Genomic DNA, 17042 nt, shown 5'->3' with positions numbered 1-17042 from the left:
ATTATAGTTATCATGGAGTTATTAAAACTTATGTGGAGGATTTTATGAAAAGAAAAGTAACGATTCAAGACATTGCGAATATGGTTAATGTATCAAAAAGTAGTGTGTCTAGATATTTAAATAATGGATATGTAAGTGAAGAAAAAGCTAAAAAAATACAAGAGGCAATAGAAAAAACAGGTTTTGAAACTAACTTTTTTGCTAAAAGATTAAAAACTAAAAATAGCAAGTTAATAGGAATAGTGCTTCCAAGAATTGATTCTGTCACAGTTGGAAAGTTATTAACAGGAATTAACAGAGTATTAGATAAAAATGATTACCAAGGAATAATTTTAATAAGTGAACTAGATATAGAAAAAGAAATTTCTAATATAAACAATTTATATCAACAAGGTGTTGATGGAATAATAATTAATGCTATGGCTATTACTAAAGAGCATATACAGCTTATAAATAAGTTAAATATACCAATAATGTTTACAGGTCAAAAGAGTGATTATGTTAATTACATGAAAATTGATGATTACGAAGCAGGTAAAATTATGGGGAATTATTTTAAAGAAAATGGTCATAAAAGAGTTGTTTTCTTAGGTGTAGATGAATGGGATATAGCAGTTGGAGTAGATAGAAAAAAAGGTTTTATAGATGAATTTAAAAAGGATAATTTAAATTCAGATGTTAAATTTGTAGAGACTGATTTCTCGTTTAAAAAAGCATATGAAAAGGCTAAAGAAGTTGTAGATTATAAACCAACAGCAATAGTTTGTGCAACTGATAATGTATGTTTAGGGGTACTTAGATACCTTCATGAAAATAATATTAAGGTTCCAGAGGATATTTCTATAGCAGGATTTGGAGGATATGATATAGGAAGTGTTTCATATCCAACACTAACAACAGTCGCTTTTGATTATGATCTTATAGGAGAAAGAACAGCACAAGGCATTTTAGATTTAATAAATGAAAAAGAGATAAATAAAGATGATAATAGTTCATTAAGGTTAATTGAAAGAGAAAGTGTAAGAAAAATAACTTAAACAAAAGAGAGGAAAACTATGCAGGATAAAAATGTATACGAAGAAATAAATAAAGATTTAGATTGGTACTATAAAAATTCAAATAATAGCAACTGGAGAAATAATTTTCATTTAGAAATGCCATTTGGTTTAGTAAATGATCCTAATGGATTAAGCTATTACAATAATAAATTTCATATATTTTATCAATGGAATCCATTTGGATGTGAACATAAAAATAAACACTGGGGATTAGTAAAAACAAGTGATTTTATAAATTTTACTAAGCCAGAAATAATATTAAAGCCTGTAGATTGGTTTGATAAAAATGGATGCTATTCAGGTGGAGCTTATGTTAAAGATGATACATTAAAATTATTTTATACTGGTAATGTAAAAGACGAAAATAACAATAGGGAATCGTATCAATGCATAGCTAATTATTATAAAGATGGAACTTTTGAAAAGAAAGGACCAGTAATATTTAAGCAACCAGAAGGATATACAACCCATTTTAGAGATCCATTTATTTTTAAAGAAGACAATACTTATTATATGGTATTAGGTGTTCAAACTGATAGGTTAAAGGGAAGAACTTTATTATACAAATCAATTGATATAGAAAAATGGAAGTTTATTGGAGAATTAAAAACCGATTTAGATGACTTTGGATACATGTGGGAATGTCCTAATTTAATTAAAGTGAGTGATAGTAAATTTGCATTTTTATTTTCACCACAAGGATTAGAGGCAGAAAACTTAAGGAATCAAAATATATATCAATCAGGATATATAATAGGTGATTTAGATTTAAATGATGTTTCATTAAACAATCATAGCGACTTTAAAGAATTAGATATGGGATTTGATTTTTATGCACCTCAAGTATTTAAACATGAAAATCAGAATATAATGCTTGGATGGATAGGTATGCCAGATAAAGATTCAGAATATCTAAGTTCAGAAGAAGGTTGGATGTTTTCTTTAACAATGCCTAGAGCATTAGAATACAAAAATAATGTAATATATCAAAAGCCATTGAAACAATTAGAAGCTTTAAGAGATAAAAAAGAAATAGAAATTAGTAATGATGAATTTGATTTATATAAGATGAAGCTTAATTCAAGAAATAAAGAAATAAAATTAAATTTAGATATAAAAGAATCTGAAAATATAGATATAGCATTTAACTTTGGAGATGAAAATATAAGATTAAATTATAATAAGAAATCTGAAGTGTGCACTATAGATAGAAATAATATGGAATTAGGCGGAAAAGGCATTAGAAAGTTTAAGTTAAAGGCTGAAGATAATCTTGATCTACATATATTTATAGATAATTCAGTTATGGAAATATATTATCAGGATGGATTAGAAGTAACTACATTTATGTATTTCCCTGAAGAAGAGTGTTTAGATATTGAAATTAAAGATAATAGTAAAGTAAAAATTAATGAATTAAATGTATGGAATTTAAGGAGTGTAAGATATGAATAGTAATGTTTTTTGTATTGGTGAACTTTTAATCGACATGGTATGTGTTGATAATAAAGGATTAAAATATGGAGAAAAATTTGAAAAAAAAGCAGGTGGAGCTCCAGCTAATGTAGCGGCAAGTATAAGTAAGCTAGAAGGAAATACATACTTTTTAGGCCAAGTTGGAAGTGACTTCTTTGGTAAATACTTAGTTGAATTATTAAAAGATTTAAATATAAATACAGATATGACTGTTGAAAAAGGAAGCACTACAATTGCTTTAGTTGGAATAGATGAAAATGGAGAACGTAACTTTGACTTTTTAAGAGGTAGTGATGGAGAATATTCATTTGATAATATTGATACATCAAAGATAAGTGAATGTGACATAATACATTTTGGATCAGCTACAGGATTTTTAGATGGAGAATTAAAAAATACTTACTATAAACTATTGGACTATGCAAAATCTAAGAACATATATATATCATTTGATCCTAATTATAGAGATGCATTAATAACTGATGAAAAGTTAGATTTATTTGTAAAAGACTGTATAGAATTTTTAAAAAAGAGTGATTTTACAAAATTAAGTGATGAAGAATTAACTTTAATAACAAAGGAAGAAGACTTGGAAGCTGGAGTTAAAAAGTTACATGAATTAGGTGTTAAAGTAGCAACTATTACTTTAGGTTCAAAAGGAACTTACTTAAGCGTATTAGGACAAAATGAAATAATACCATCAATAAAAATTAAGCAAGTAGACTCAACAGGTGCAGGAGATTCATTTGTAGGTGCTGTATTAAAACAAGTAGCTGAAATTGAAGATAAGAAAAATATAGGTTTTGAAGAATGGAAAAACATTATTACATTTGCTAACAAAGTAGGTGCAATAACATGCACTAATTATGGTGCAATAGCGTCAATGCCTACACTAAGTGATTTAAAATAACGGCTTTGTTTTAAAAACCTATTGATTTAAAATATAGATAAAATATTAGTAAAATAAATTAAGGTATTTATAATTAGTATGAAGTTTGTGGACTAAGAAATTAGTTTTGAGAGTGCTAAATATCAATATTCTTAGAAAAATAACTCAAAACATCAGTATGATAAATTAAGATATTAATATTGGTATTTTAATAAATTAAGCTGATGTTTTTTATATTAATCCAATATATTACTTTTAATAATATTATGATATAATGTTGAGTAAAATATAATTATTAAATCAATTAGGAGAGTGATTTTTGTTGGACCCTAGTTATACGTGGGAGATAGTAACTTTAATAATATTACTTATGCTGTCAGCATTTTTTTCAATGTCAGAAACAGCATTAATGTCTATAAATAAGATTAGACTAAGACATATGGTGGAAGAAGGCGTGCCAGAAGCAAAATTAGTAGAAAAACTTACAGAAGATCCAAATAAATTATTAGGAGCTATATTAATCGGTAATAATATAGCCAACATTGCCGCATCAGGTCTTGCTACCGTGCTTGCAACTAATATATTTGGTTCAGGTGGAGTAGGAATAGCTACAGGGGTTATGACTATATTAGTATTAATTTTTGGAGAAATAACGCCTAAATCTATTGCAAAGCAAAGGTCAGATTCTGTTGCTTTAAAAGTTAGTAAACCTATAAAGTTAATAGTTATTATATTTAAACCTTTTGTATATATGTTTACAGCTATATCATCATTTTTTATAAAAATTTTAGGTGGAGATCCTAAAGCTACGGAACCATTTATTACTGAAGAAGAATTAAAAACAATGGTAGATGTAAGTGAAGAAGAAGGCGTATTAGAAAATGTTGAAAAAGAAATGATATTCAACGTATTTGATTTTGCTGATCTTCAAGTAAAAGATGTAATGGTTCAAAGAGTTGATGTTACTGCTTTAGATTCTGAATCAACTTATGAGGATGTATTAAAGATTATAAAAGAAGAACAATTTTCTAGAATACCAGTTTATAATCAAACTATAGATGATGTTATTGGTATATTAAATGTGAAGGATTTACTAATGCTTGAAAATCCTAGAGAAAACTTTAAAATGACTAAATACATAAGAGAACCGTTTTATACATTTGAATTTAAAAGGATTGTAGAATTATTTAAGGAAATGAAAAAAGAAAGAAATCACATTGCTGTTGTGCTAGATGAATATGGTGGTACTGTTGGAATAATTACTATAGAAGATTTGATAGAAGAAATTGTTGGTGATATAGAAGATGAATATGATGATGCCAATACTAGCATTGAAGTGATTAAAGAAAATGAATATATAGTAGATGGTAGTGTGAGACTTCATGATATTGGTGATTTAATAGGTACTGATATGGAATCAGATGAATTTGACTCTGTTGGAGGCCTTATAATTGGAGAACTTGGAAGAATGCCCGAAGAAAAAGAAGAAATTGAGTGCGATAATATGAAATTTATCGTAGAAAATATAGATAAAAATAGAATTAAAAAAGTTAGAATATTTACAGATAACGAATAATCATAAAAGACTGCTGGCAAAAATAATCAGCAGTCTTTTTTGTGGAGGTGAAAATATGAATTTTTTAGATATTGCTAAGGAAGAAGCAAGGATAGCAATGTCCAAAGGTGAAGTTCCAATTGGTGCAGTTATAGTAAAAGATGATATTGTTATATCAAAAGCACACAATTTAAAAGAAACATTAAAAGACGCAACGGCTCATGCAGAAATATTAGCCATAAGAAAAGCAGCTAAGTTCTTGGGGGATTGGAGATTAAAAGGTACGGAAATGTATGTTACTTTAGAGCCATGTTCTATGTGTGCTAGTGCTATAATTCAAAGTAGAATATCAAGGCTACATATAGGAACTTTCAATAAGGATATGGGTGCTTGTGGGTCTATAATAAATCTTATAGATAATAAAAGATTAGATTCGTTTGTTAATGTTAATTGGTTATATGATGAGGAATGTTCAAAATTACTTATGGAGTTCTTTAAATTAAAAAGAAAAATTAATAAAAATAAATTATTATAGAAGATGTTATAATGTATGTTATAATAAAAAACTTATAATATACATTATAAATAGTAGTAAAAATTTTATAAATTTGGAGGAAATTAATGCAGTTTATTCAGATGTTTGATAATAAGATTTTAGAGTTTATACGAACCAACTTATATAATCCAATGATGGATAAAATCTTTCCTATAATAACTTATTTAGGAAATATGGGATTTATATGGATAGTTATAGGCTTGGCATTTATAGCTAATAAAAAATATAGGAAATATGGTTTTATAATGCTATGTACACTATGTATTGGTGCAGTAATTGGTGATGGAATCATAAAACCACTAGTTGAAAGAGAAAGACCTTTTAATTTTGTTGAAAATATACAATTGCTTATAAAGGCACCTACAAGTTTTTCATTCCCATCTGGACATACCATGTCTTCATTTGCAGCAGCGACAATTATATATATGGCAAATAAAAAAATGGGAATTGGTGCATTTATATTAGCAACGCTTATAGGATTTTCAAGAATATATTTATATGTTCACTATCCATCAGATGTATTAGTTGGATGTATATTAGGAATACTTTTAAGTACTGTTGTTTATAAGATAATAAGCCCAAAATACGATAAAAAGTTTAGTTAAATAAAAATAGAGCTACGTTCTAATAATGTGTTAATATACACATATATAAATGGACGGAGTAATTAAACTTAGTAATACTAAAAGTACAATTACAATACCATTTTACTTATTTCATATGTAAATACATATTTAAAACAGAGACTGAAAAAATTCTACGCTGATATTATTTAGTGTAGAATTTTTTTTGTTACATATGCATTATTGAAATTATAGTTATAGTTACAATATCATAACGAAAGTACCGAGTGTTATTAAAAGTCCACCTATAATAGTTTTTAATGTTATAGTTTCTTTAAGTATTACAAATGCTAATATCATGCTTATAACAACACTAAATTTATCCACTGGAACAACTTTTGACGCATCACCTAATTGAAGGGCTTTATAATAAAACAGCCAAGATAGTCCTGTAGCGATTCCAGATAATATTAAAAATACCCAACTCTTTTGACTTATATTAGATATTTGGCTTTGAGTTCCTGATATAAAAACCATTCCCCATACCATAATTAAGACTACAACTGTACGAACTGCAGTGGCAAGATTAGAATTTATATTATCGATACCTATTTTAGCTAATATAGATGTTAAAGCTGCAAAAAGTGCAGATAATAATGCAAAATAAAACCACATATTATTTCCTCCTTGAAATTTAAAAATTTTCTTCATAAATTTGTCCTCCTAATTAAAGAATAAACTTATATGTATATTAACATAAATATAATCATTATTTTAAAATATAGATTTGATTTAAATTAGATTTTTTATTTTTCAGGAAATTATATCCTTTAAAAGCTTGTGGATATATGAAATAATTAGTAAGACCTATAATAAAAACAATGTTAAAATTAATTATCCTAAAATAAAATATTTAAGTAGAAGTGATATTTGAACTAATTGAATTTAGTAAAATAAGATACAAATGAAGAGGAGTGTGGTATTTATGAACCCAATAGCTTTTAAAGTAGGAAATTTTGATATTAGATGGTATGCCATTATGATTTTAACTGGAGTTCTATTTGGATTAATATTGGCTTATTATAATTGCAATAAGAAAAATTTAAGCTTTGATATTTTAAGTGACGGATTTCTTGTAGCTTTTCCAATAGCTATTATTGGAGCAAGATTATATTATGTTTTATTTGAATTTGAAAATTATAAAGAAAATTTAATTGATATATTTAATATAAGACAAGGTGGTTTAGCTATACATGGTGGACTAATAGCAGGATTAATAGCTGCATTTGTATATGCAAGAGTAAGAAAAATAAATTTTTTAGATTATTTAGATGTGGCAGCACCATCAATAATATTGGCTCAATCTATTGGTAGATGGGGTAATTTTATGAATAGTGAAGCACATGGAGGAGAAGTAACTTATGAATTTATAAGCAAGTTTCCACAGTTTATACAAAAAGGAATGTATATTAATGGAACATATTATCATCCTACATTTTTATATGAATCTGTTTGGAATTTGATAGTATGTATTATCCTAATTATTATACTTTATAAAAAGAAAAAAAATAGTAATGGAATAGTTATATCTAGTTATATTATTTTATATTCTGTAGGCAGATTTTTTATTGAGGGACTTAGAACTGATAGTTTAATGTGGGGTGGAATAAGAGTTGCTCAATTAATAAGTATAATAGGAATAGTTTTAGGGCTTTCTTTAATTATTTATATTAGAAAAATTAAAAATAAGTAAGAAAATATTCAGTTGAATTAGGCTTTTTTATATGATATTATAAAAAAAGCATTATGCCTTTGGAGAAATGTCCGAGTGGTTGAAGGAGCACGCCTGGAAAGCGTGTATAGGGTTCACGCTCTATCATGGGTTCAAATCCCATTTTCTCCGCCAAGAATTTATTGGTTTTTCTATTTATGACATGTAGATAGATTATAGAGTTTAATAAAATATATAATTAAGAAACACATTTTTTAATAAATTTACATTATGTGTTTCTTATTTTTTTGTTTAGAAACATATAAGTTAAATATGGTGAAATATAGATAAAAATATATAGTTAAATAATATTTAAACAAAAGGTTGAATCAAAAAAATATATATGATATTATGAATTGGCAATGTAGAAATATTAATATTTTTTAATTTAAATAAATATTAATATTAAAGGAAAAACTTAAGAGAAATTCATAATAATATATAAATTTACAAAACTATATTAATAGTATTGTCTTGTATTTATAGATAGTATGTGTTACTATATAAAAGTATAGAAAATGCATAATGTTTAACATGGTTTGATGCCTGATGGAGGCATAGTTTTTTCAAGATGAAAAAATGTTATTGAGGTTCAAATCCTCTTCATACCACCATTCCGTGCTAGATGGGGAGTTAGCGGTGCCCTGTAACCTGCAATCCGCTATAGCAGGGTTGAATTCCTCGTAGAGGTATTAATTTTTTATAGTCTGACCTTTGTAAGTGGTGTTGATGACTGGGTCCCACGCAATGGAAGCGTATGAACCTCGTCAGGTCCGGAAGGAAGCAGCGATAAGTGCACACTGCATGTGCCGTGGATCAATCTGGTCTGAGCTAACTGCTAAGGTAACGTATAGGGAATTTTTATCGAAGCGAGGTGCACGGTTTATTTACATAAACCTTCACCGAGAATGAAGGATTTTTTTTCGAATTAAATTAGGTTATTCTTCAATAGGATTAACAATATAGGACAAAACAATAGGATAAGAAAATGAGGGAATTTAAATTTTAAATTCCCTCATTTTCTTATCCTTTAAACTATTTTAGTTAAGTTTATAAAATTATATTCTAATCCGCTTTTTTCATCAGTTATAACATCTGATTTATAATCTACTTTAAAATCATCATAATTTATTTGTGGAAAATAAGTATCCCCATCAAAATCTTTATTGATCTTTGTTAAGTATAGTTTATTACAATGAGATAATAACTGTTTATAAATTTCTCCACCACCAATTATAAAAACTTCATCATCAGAATCACTGTATTTATTTAATAACTCATCAAAATCATAAATTATTTCTACACATTCAGAATTAACTTTAAAATTTTTATCTCTAGTTAAAATCACATGTTTTCTATTAGGTAATACTCCAGGAAGAGAGTCAAAAGTTTTTCTTCCCATTATAATAGTTTTTCCACTGGTAATTTCCTTAAATCTTTTTAAATCTTCAGAAATATGCCATATTAATTTATTATCACTTCCAATAACATTATTTTTAGCAATAGCTACTATTATTGATAACATGTATAAGTCCCCTTTCTCAACTAAATTTTAAACTGAAACAGGCATTTTTATTGATTCATGATGCTTGTAATTTTCAAGTTTTATATCCTCAGGAGTAAAATCATAAAAATCTTTAATTTCAGGATTTATCCAAAGTTTTGGAGCATCATAAGCTTGATCTTTTCTTTCTAATTGAGTTTTCATTCCGTAAATTTGGTTTTCGTAAATATGAGCATTATTTATTACATGAGTAAATAATCCAGGTTTAAGTCCTGTTACTTGGGCTAATAAATGAACTAATACAGCATATTGGCTGGTATTAAATGGAACTCCAAGTGGCCAATCTCCGCTTCTTTGTACAAGCATACAATTAAGTCTACCATCAGTTACATCCCACATAGTTAGGAAGCAGCAAGGACATAAAGCTCCGCCGTCTAAATAAGGTATTTGCCATAAATTAAGCATCATTCTTCTATCTTGAGGATTATTTTTTAAAGAATCTATAAGTTTATCTATTTGATCAAATTTTTTAACAACCCAACCATAAGATGTTCCAATAGTTCCATCTTCCATTTCCCATTCATCCCAGATATGTACGTTTTGTTCTTGAAGTTTTTTTACATCGTTAGATTGATCCTTAAAAATCCATAAAAGTTCTTTAACAGCTGTTTTAAAAGCAACAAATTTAGTTGTTAATATAGGAAATTCTTTTTCTAAATTAAATTGCATTACTTGATGGGGTATTTTATAAGTAGGCATACCAGTTCTATTATTATCATAATACCCATTATCTAAGATATTTTTAGCTATTTCTAAATATTTATCATCATATAAACTCATTTTATCTACTACCTCCAAAATTTTTACTAAGTTATGTTTAAGTATTTAGATAATTATAATTTATGTAACTTATTAATATATCAAAATCAGTTTAAAATATAATCTTTTACTAAAATACTAATATTCATTTTAACATATGGACATATTAAAAAACAGTGTTGATATTTTGGATATTGAAGCAAAATTAAGAGAATATATTAGATAATGAAAGCTATATTTAATGCAGAAATTTTGTTGATAATAATTAAATAATAGACAATTAAGATTTATTATGGATAAAGTTGGATGAAAAATTAAAAAAATGACTAAGCCATAGGTAATTAAAGACAAGAATATTTTGTTGAAATATTAAATATTATGGCTCTATTTTAAATATTAGGAGTTTACTAAAATATAGCCAATATTATTTATTTATGCGATTATGATAATTATAAATAAATATAGTTTATATAATTTATTATTTGATAGGTATTAGTGTATAATAAATATATAATTTAATGGAAAAAAGAAAGGTGGCGAAACCTTTGGGATATACAGCTTTATATAGAGAGTGGAGACCAAAGACATTTAATGATGTAGTAGGTCAGGAACATATAACAACAACATTAAAAAATGAAATTTTAAATGATAGAATTGCACATGCATATCTTTTTTGTGGAACTAGGGGAACAGGTAAAACATCAACAGCCAAAGTTATGGCTAAAGCATTAAATTGTTTTAATCTTCAAGATGGAGAGCCTTGCAATGAATGTGAAATGTGTAAAAAGATAAATGAAGGTTTATCAATGGATGTTACAGAATTAGATGCAGCATCTAACAATGGAATAGATAGAATAAGAGATATAATTGATGATACAAAATATCCTCCACAAGAGGGTAAGTACAAGATTTATATATTAGATGAAGTTCATATGTTATCAGGGGGAGCGGTAAATGCATTTTTAAAGACATTAGAAGAACCACCAAGTAATGTTATATTTATACTAGCAACCACTGATCCTCAAAAATTACCTATAACTATTTTATCTAGATGTCAAAGATTTGACTTTAAAAGAATTAATCAAAAAGAAATTGCAGATAGATTAAGAAAAATAACAGAAGCACAAAATGTCAGTGTTGATGATAAGAGCCTAGATTTAATTGCGAGAGTAGCTGATGGTGCTATGAGAGACTCTTTAAGTATTTTAGATCAAGCAATAGCTATGGGAGATAATCACATAAAATATGATAATTTAATAAGTATATTAGGGTTGGTTACAAATGAATATTTATTTGACATAACTAATTCAATAGTAGAAAGAAATATAGAAAAAGCTATGGTCATAATTGATAAATTAGTTTTTTCAGGTAAGGATATTCATTTATTTATAAAAGATTTAATAGGACACTTTAGAAATTTACTTATGGTTAAAGTTTCTAATACTCCAGAAGAGATTTTGGATATGTCTCTTGAAAATATTGAACTTATAAAAGAGCAAGGTAAAAAAATACGTATTGAAGAAATAATGAGAGGAATTAGAATTCTTCAAGAAGGAGAAGCTAATTCTAAAGTAAGTAAACAAAGCAGATTATATTTAGAGCTTAGTATAATAAAGATGTGCAAGATAGAATATGATACATCAAGTGAAGTAATGCTTGCTAGAATAAATAAGCTAGAAGAAAATATAAAGAGTGGTAAAATACAAGTAGTATCAAATTCACAAATAAATGAAAATCTAGCTTCAAATGACTTGGAATCAAATAATAAAATTAAAGTTAAAGAAAAACAAATAACAAAAGAACAATCTGTTGTAAAAGAAGAAGTTAATGTAAATGTTAATTCATCATTAACAATAGATAATATAAAAAGAGCGTGGTCAGAAATCTTAGAGGCCTTTAAAGCAAAAAGAGCTATGGTTGTATATGCATCAATAGTGACTGCAAGGCCATATAAATTTGAAAATGGTGTTGCTACGTTGCTATATGAAGCATCATATGCTTTTAATAAGGAAAGATTAGAAAAATTAGAATATAAAAAACTTGTTAATGAAGTATTTTCTGAGGTGTTAAAAGATAAAATAATAGTGAAATATGAAGTTGAAAATAATAAATCTGATGAATCAAGTAAAGAAGAACTATTAAAACAAAGGTTAGATGGTATGCCTTTTGAAATATTAGACGAGTAGAATCAGTATTTTAATGTAGTAAACAATAAGAAAATGTTTTATAATAAAAAGTAGAAATTTATTAAGAGGAGGATTTGTATGGCAAAAGGAGGATTCCCTGGAGGTTTCGGGGGAGGAAATATGAATAATCTTATGAAACAAGCGCAAAAGCTTCAAAAACAAATGGAAGATATGCAAAAAGACCTTGAAACAAAGGAATTTGAAACATCAGTAGGTGGTGGCGCTGTTTCTGTAACAGTAACTGGTAAAAAAGAAATTAAATCTATTAATATAAAACCAGAAGTAGTAGATCCAGATGATGTAGAAATGCTTGAGGATTTAGTACTTACAGCAGTTAATGAAGCTTTAAGAAAAGCAGAAGAAGAAACTGCTAGCAAAATGGGAAAATTAACTGGTGGAATGCCGGGAGGATTATTTTAAATAATAAAATAAAAAATTATCTAATAAAATCCTAAGTAAAAATAAAGCATACAGAATAGAGGGTATTCCCTCAAGCTGTATGCTTTTAACTATCTAAATTCGAATCTTTAATATGTAAAAAGTACAGTTGATAGTATTATAAAAAATAATTAAGAATTATATTAAAATATAATTGACTGTTTTATTATAGAATATTATAAATACAGGATTTCGTGCTTTAATACATGAGATATATAAAGGAGATTACAATATGGAATTTTATCCAGTGGCCATAGAAAAATTAATTGAAGAGTTTGCAAAATTGCCAAGCATAGGTAAAAAAACAGCACAAAGATTAGCTCTGCATATATTAAACCTTCCTGATGATGAGGTAAGAGAATTTGCAACAGCATTAGTTAAAGCAAGGGGGACAATAAAGTATTGTTCAACATGTGGAAACTTTACAGATAAAGATCCTTGTGCATTATGCTCAAATCCTAATAGAGATAAGAGTACAATATGTGTTGTGGAACAACCAAAAGATATAATGACAATGGAAAAAGTAAAAGAATTTAATGGGGTATATCATGTATTGCATGGAAATATATCACCTATGCAGGGAAGAGGTCCCCAAGATATAAAGATAAGAGAACTTGTTGCAAGAATGAATGAAGATGTAAAAGAAGTTATATTAGCAACTAATCCTAATATAGAAGGCGAAGCAACAGCTATGTATATAGCAAAGGTATTAAAGCCACTAGATGTTAAAGTAACTAGAATTGCAGCAGGAATACCAGTTGGTGGAGATCTAGAATATGCAGATGAAGTAACTCTATCTAAAGCACTAGAAGGTAGAAAAGAAATATAAATTTGTTTTACAAGTAAGTTGATATTATAGTATAAGGGCGCAGTGGCGTTGAAATTTACTTTTTAGAATTCTTAATGAAGATTTGTTGAATTAATTGCTTGTCACAATGTTTCATTGGGAGCATGCATTAATTAGACTAAGCTTCACTTTTAGAATTCTTAAAGCAAATTTCTCTGTCCACGAGCATTATACTATAATATCACTGGCTATTAAAAACAAATTATAGAGATAAAAATGGAACCCAATAGATATTGGGTTCCAGAAAAAAGGTGTTATATAGATGGGAGTTAGAACTTTTTATTGATATGAGTGAAAAGCTTTTATAGTAATATATTATGAATTCTTTAAAAAAAGTGTTACTATAATACAAAAAAATATATATAATTTAAGTATATACATCCAAACCTATGGCTAAAATTCTAAATAGTAGTGTTTGGAGGTAGTTATATGAATAAAAATAAAATAATTGAATATTTAATTAATAGAACCAAAGATATAGATGTAAATAAGGAATTAATAGAGCAATTAGAGGATACTAAGTCTGAAATTGATGCAGCACGAAGTATGTTCGATAATGTGAATGATTCTAAATTAATAGAAGTAGCAATCTATGCAGAAGAAATGGCTAAAAAAAGATATGATTATCTATTACTTATAGCTAAATCAAAGGGAATTAAAGTAACTGATGATTATGTTTTTCAAAGAAATATTTCTTCAAAATAATAAAAAAGGAGTTTGTGTATGAATGAGCAATATATAATATATGGTCTTATCGGATTAGTTTTATTATTTGTAATGATAAAACTTTTAAAATGGCCATTAAAGATTCTTATAAATGGAGTCCTTGGAGTTGTAATATTATATGTAGTAAATTTAGTTGGTGCTAATTTTAATTTTGGATTAGCAATAAATCCAATTACTGCATTAATTGCGGGCTTTTTAGGTATACCAGGGGTAATACTTTTAGCAATATTACAAGTATTTTTATAGATGATTAAATCTATAAAATTTTAAAGAAATCAATATTATAAAAATAAATAATTATGTTAAATAGAGTTTGTTGTTTATTATTGTAGTTACTTATAATTAAATAATACAAGCTCTTTTTTTTATTTATTATTAAGAGAATGATAAATTTTAAAGATACAGGTATATTTATATTGAGAATTATAAAACATATTTAATAAATATTAAGAAATTATATAGATATTTATTAATTTGTTGTACTTATAATTCTAGGTATAGCTCATGTTAAGGAGGAAAATGTATGAATGTTTTAGAAATAGAAAATCTTCATAAAACATTGGGAAATACTGAGATAATTAAAGGAATAAACCTTTCTATAAAGCAAGGGGAGATATTTGGTTTTTTAGGTCCTAATGGTGCGGGAAAAACTACAACTATAAGAATGTTAGTAGGTTTAATAAAACCTAGTAATGGTGAAATAAGAATATGTGGTTATGATTTAAATAAAAATAAAGAAAAGGCACTTAAAAACGTAGGAGCTGTAGTTGAAAATCCTGAATTATATAAATATCTTTCTGGAAGAGAAAATTTAATGCAAATATCAAGAATTAGAAGTGTATCTAAAAAAGAAGTAGAAGAATTAGTGAAGCTTGTAGGTCTTGAAAAAAGAATAGATGATAAAGTTTCAAAATATTCTCTTGGAATGAAGCAAAGATTAGGACTCGCAGTAGCTTTAATGGGAAATCCTAAACTACTTATATTAGATGAACCTGCTAATGGATTGGATCCAACAGGAATATTAGAATTTAGAGAACTTATAAAGAAAGCATCTAAAGAAAAAGAAATCTCAGTATTTATTTCCTCTCATATATTAAGTGAAATTCAAAATTTATGTGACAAAGTGGCTTTTATAAATGAAGGTGTAATTCAATCCATAGAGAATATGGATAACAAAGGAATATACACTGGTAAAGATGATATAATATTAAAAACTAAACGTCCTGTTAATACAGTATTAGATATAATTAAGACATTACCATATGTTATTAGGAGTAAAGCAAATGGCGATGAAATAGTTTTACTTATAGAAAAAGACATGACTTCTAAGTTAATAAGAAAATTGGTAAACGAAAATATAGAAATTTGTGAAATTTATAAAAATAAGCAAGAGTTAGAAGACAGATATATGGAACTTATGAATGGAGGATCTATATAAATGATATTTTCATTAATAAAGAATGAACTTATAAAAATACTTAAAAGAACAAAAACATGGATTGTGTTTGGATTATTTTTAGTATTTATGGGAGTTTGTATGTTTGGTTTATATCATGAAGATAAAAATATGCAAAAGTATAATTCTCCACAGTATAAAATAGAACAAATACAAAAGAGCATTAACTATACAGAAGAAGAAATGAGCAAAATAGAAAATAGTAAAGATAAGGAATATTTAAATACACTTAAAGATGACTTAAAGCATTATGAAGAAGAAAAGATAAAATATGAGAATCAAATAAAAAATCAAGATAATGTAGAACAATGGAAAGTAGAAATTGCAGAAGAAATAAAAGGACACGAGGAAAATTTAAAAAGTAAGGATATTACAGAAGATGATAAAACTTGGATTTCAGAAAGAATAGATAAGCTTAAATACTTAGAGCAAAATAATATAAAACCTTTATATGGATATGAATTTAATGCGTACAATTATATAGATACAGTCATGACTATATTAGGTCTGGCTTTGTTAGCTGTAGGGATATCTGTTTTTATGAGTGATATTGTATCAGGAGAATATAATCCACCAACATTAAAATTCTTACTAGTGCAACCAGTATCAAGAGGAAAAGTACTGTTATCTAAATTTGTAGCAGTTACAATTACTGTATTAACAATGATTATGTCAACAGAAATTTTAACATTTTTAGGAATTGGAACTGTAAATGGATTTAATTCAGGAACTTATCCTAAAACAATAGGGGCAAGATATGCTTTAGATTCTTCAAATATAGCAACTCAAAGGTATCCAGATTTAATTAGAATATCTAATACTGGAAACATAGGAACGTTTAACGAGTTAATAATAAAAGCTCTTTTATTACAAATGTTATTTATAATAACTTGTTGTTCTGTAGTATTTTTAATATCAACATTATTTAAAAATAGCAATATAACAACTGCTATATCAATTATAATAACAGCATCAGGAACTATAATATTTCAAATATTTGATTTTTCATCAAAGTTTGCACATCTTATATTTCTAAGTTATGCTTCAGTCGGGTCAGTGATAACTGGAGATATAGCATATATGTATAGAAACGTAAATATAACTCCGTCTAAAGGAATAATTGTAATGCTAGCAACAACAATAATTAGCTATACAATTGCACATATTGTATTTAAAAATAAAGAAATATTAATTTAAA

The 17042-nt window shown here is 26.8% G+C and carries 17 protein-coding genes, 1 tRNA gene and 1 other RNA gene; 16 read left to right on the top strand and 3 right to left on the bottom strand.

The window, feature by feature from the left end; genetic code table 11:
• The first annotated feature begins 44 nt into the window (after positions 1–44).
• From RYM86_RS08845 to RYM86_RS08820, 6 genes are all read left to right on the top strand, one after another.
• Entirely contained in the window at positions 45–1037 is a 993-nt protein-coding gene (locus tag RYM86_RS08845; protein ID WP_315079681.1) for a LacI family DNA-binding transcriptional regulator, read from the top strand.
• A gap of 18 nt (positions 1038–1055) precedes the next feature.
• Complete coding sequence (locus RYM86_RS08840) at positions 1056–2513, top strand: sucrose-6-phosphate hydrolase (RefSeq protein WP_315079678.1); 1458 nt, start codon at positions 1056–1058, stop codon at positions 2511–2513.
• Positions 2506–3444, top strand: coding sequence for a carbohydrate kinase (locus RYM86_RS08835; RefSeq protein WP_315079676.1), 939 nt, complete (start codon positions 2506–2508; stop codon positions 3442–3444). Before RYM86_RS08840 ends, RYM86_RS08835 begins: the two co-directional genes overlap by 8 nt.
• A 301-nt stretch (positions 3445–3745) precedes the next feature.
• Positions 3746–4999: a hemolysin family protein gene (locus tag RYM86_RS08830; protein WP_315079723.1), complete on the top strand. Its 1254-nt coding sequence runs from the start codon at positions 3746–3748 to the stop codon at positions 4997–4999.
• 55 nt (positions 5000–5054) lie between these two features.
• Entirely contained in the window at positions 5055–5513 is a 459-nt protein-coding gene (locus RYM86_RS08825) for a nucleoside deaminase (RefSeq protein WP_315079673.1), read from the top strand.
• Positions 5514–5599: 86 nt separating this feature from the next.
• Positions 5600–6139, top strand: coding sequence for a phosphatase PAP2 family protein (locus RYM86_RS08820; RefSeq protein WP_315079671.1), 540 nt, complete (start codon positions 5600–5602; stop codon positions 6137–6139).
• 219 nt (positions 6140–6358) lie between these two features.
• Here the strand turns inward: RYM86_RS08820 and RYM86_RS08815 are convergent, their stop codons facing one another.
• Complete coding sequence (locus RYM86_RS08815) at positions 6359–6772, bottom strand: EamA family transporter (RefSeq protein ID WP_315079722.1); 414 nt, start codon at positions 6770–6772, stop codon at positions 6359–6361.
• Positions 6773–7082: 310 nt separating this feature from the next.
• Here RYM86_RS08815 and lgt point away from each other — a divergent pair, with 310 nt between their 5' ends.
• The 3 genes from lgt to ffs all read left to right on the top strand — a co-directional run bounded on the left by lgt (position 7083) and on the right by ffs (position 8750).
• Positions 7083–7850 carry a prolipoprotein diacylglyceryl transferase gene (gene lgt / locus RYM86_RS08810; protein WP_315079670.1) on the top strand — a complete coding sequence of 256 codons (768 nt, stop codon included), beginning with the start codon at positions 7083–7085 and terminating at the stop codon, positions 7848–7850.
• A 61-nt stretch (positions 7851–7911) separates the two neighbouring features.
• Positions 7912–8003 (top strand) — tRNA-Ser (locus RYM86_RS08805).
• Between the two features lie 481 nt (positions 8004–8484).
• An RNA gene (gene ffs, locus RYM86_RS08800) (signal recognition particle sRNA large type) lies at positions 8485–8750 on the top strand.
• 148 nt (positions 8751–8898) lie between these two features.
• On the opposite strand, the gene RYM86_RS08795 is transcribed toward ffs, so the two are convergent.
• Together RYM86_RS08795 and RYM86_RS08790 are read right to left on the bottom strand one after the other, a co-directional pair.
• A complete protein-coding gene (locus tag RYM86_RS08795; protein ID WP_315079669.1) occupies positions 8899–9393 on the bottom strand; it encodes a dihydrofolate reductase in 495 nt (164 codons plus the stop codon).
• 27 nt (positions 9394–9420) lie between these two features.
• Positions 9421–10212 (bottom strand): thymidylate synthase, encoded by a 792-nt coding sequence (locus RYM86_RS08790; RefSeq protein ID WP_315079667.1) that lies wholly within the window; start codon positions 10210–10212, stop codon positions 9421–9423.
• A gap of 524 nt (positions 10213–10736) precedes the next feature.
• Between RYM86_RS08790 and dnaX the strand changes: the two genes are divergently transcribed.
• The 7 genes from dnaX to RYM86_RS08755 all read left to right on the top strand — a co-directional run bounded on the left by dnaX (position 10737) and on the right by RYM86_RS08755 (position 17041).
• Entirely contained in the window at positions 10737–12377 is a 1641-nt protein-coding gene (dnaX, locus tag RYM86_RS08785; RefSeq protein ID WP_315079721.1) for a DNA polymerase III subunit gamma/tau, read from the top strand.
• A gap of 78 nt (positions 12378–12455) precedes the next feature.
• On the top strand, positions 12456–12797 hold the full coding sequence (locus RYM86_RS08780) for a YbaB/EbfC family nucleoid-associated protein (protein WP_252234746.1): 342 nt from the start codon (positions 12456–12458) through the stop codon (positions 12795–12797).
• 250 nt (positions 12798–13047) lie between these two features.
• Positions 13048–13644: a recombination mediator RecR gene (gene recR / locus RYM86_RS08775; RefSeq protein ID WP_315079664.1), complete on the top strand. Its 597-nt coding sequence runs from the start codon at positions 13048–13050 to the stop codon at positions 13642–13644.
• A 447-nt stretch (positions 13645–14091) separates the two neighbouring features.
• Complete coding sequence (locus RYM86_RS08770; protein WP_315079662.1) at positions 14092–14367, top strand: YaaL family protein; 276 nt, start codon at positions 14092–14094, stop codon at positions 14365–14367.
• 18 nt (positions 14368–14385) lie between these two features.
• Positions 14386–14634 carry a pro-sigmaK processing inhibitor BofA family protein gene (locus tag RYM86_RS08765; protein ID WP_004443386.1) on the top strand — a complete coding sequence of 83 codons (249 nt, stop codon included), beginning with the start codon at positions 14386–14388 and terminating at the stop codon, positions 14632–14634.
• A gap of 277 nt (positions 14635–14911) precedes the next feature.
• Positions 14912–15826 carry an ABC transporter ATP-binding protein gene (locus RYM86_RS08760; protein ID WP_315079657.1) on the top strand — a complete coding sequence of 305 codons (915 nt, stop codon included), beginning with the start codon at positions 14912–14914 and terminating at the stop codon, positions 15824–15826.
• Positions 15827–17041, top strand: coding sequence for an ABC transporter permease subunit (locus tag RYM86_RS08755; protein WP_315079654.1), 1215 nt, complete (start codon positions 15827–15829; stop codon positions 17039–17041).
• Position 17042 lies beyond the last annotated feature (1 nt).

Source organism: uncultured Clostridium sp. (assembly GCF_963527835.1).
Classification (GTDB): domain Bacteria; phylum Bacillota; class Clostridia; order Clostridiales; family Clostridiaceae; genus Clostridium.
The sequence above is the reverse complement of the archived record's forward strand: the minus strand, read 5'-3'. Positions and strand labels throughout refer to the sequence as shown.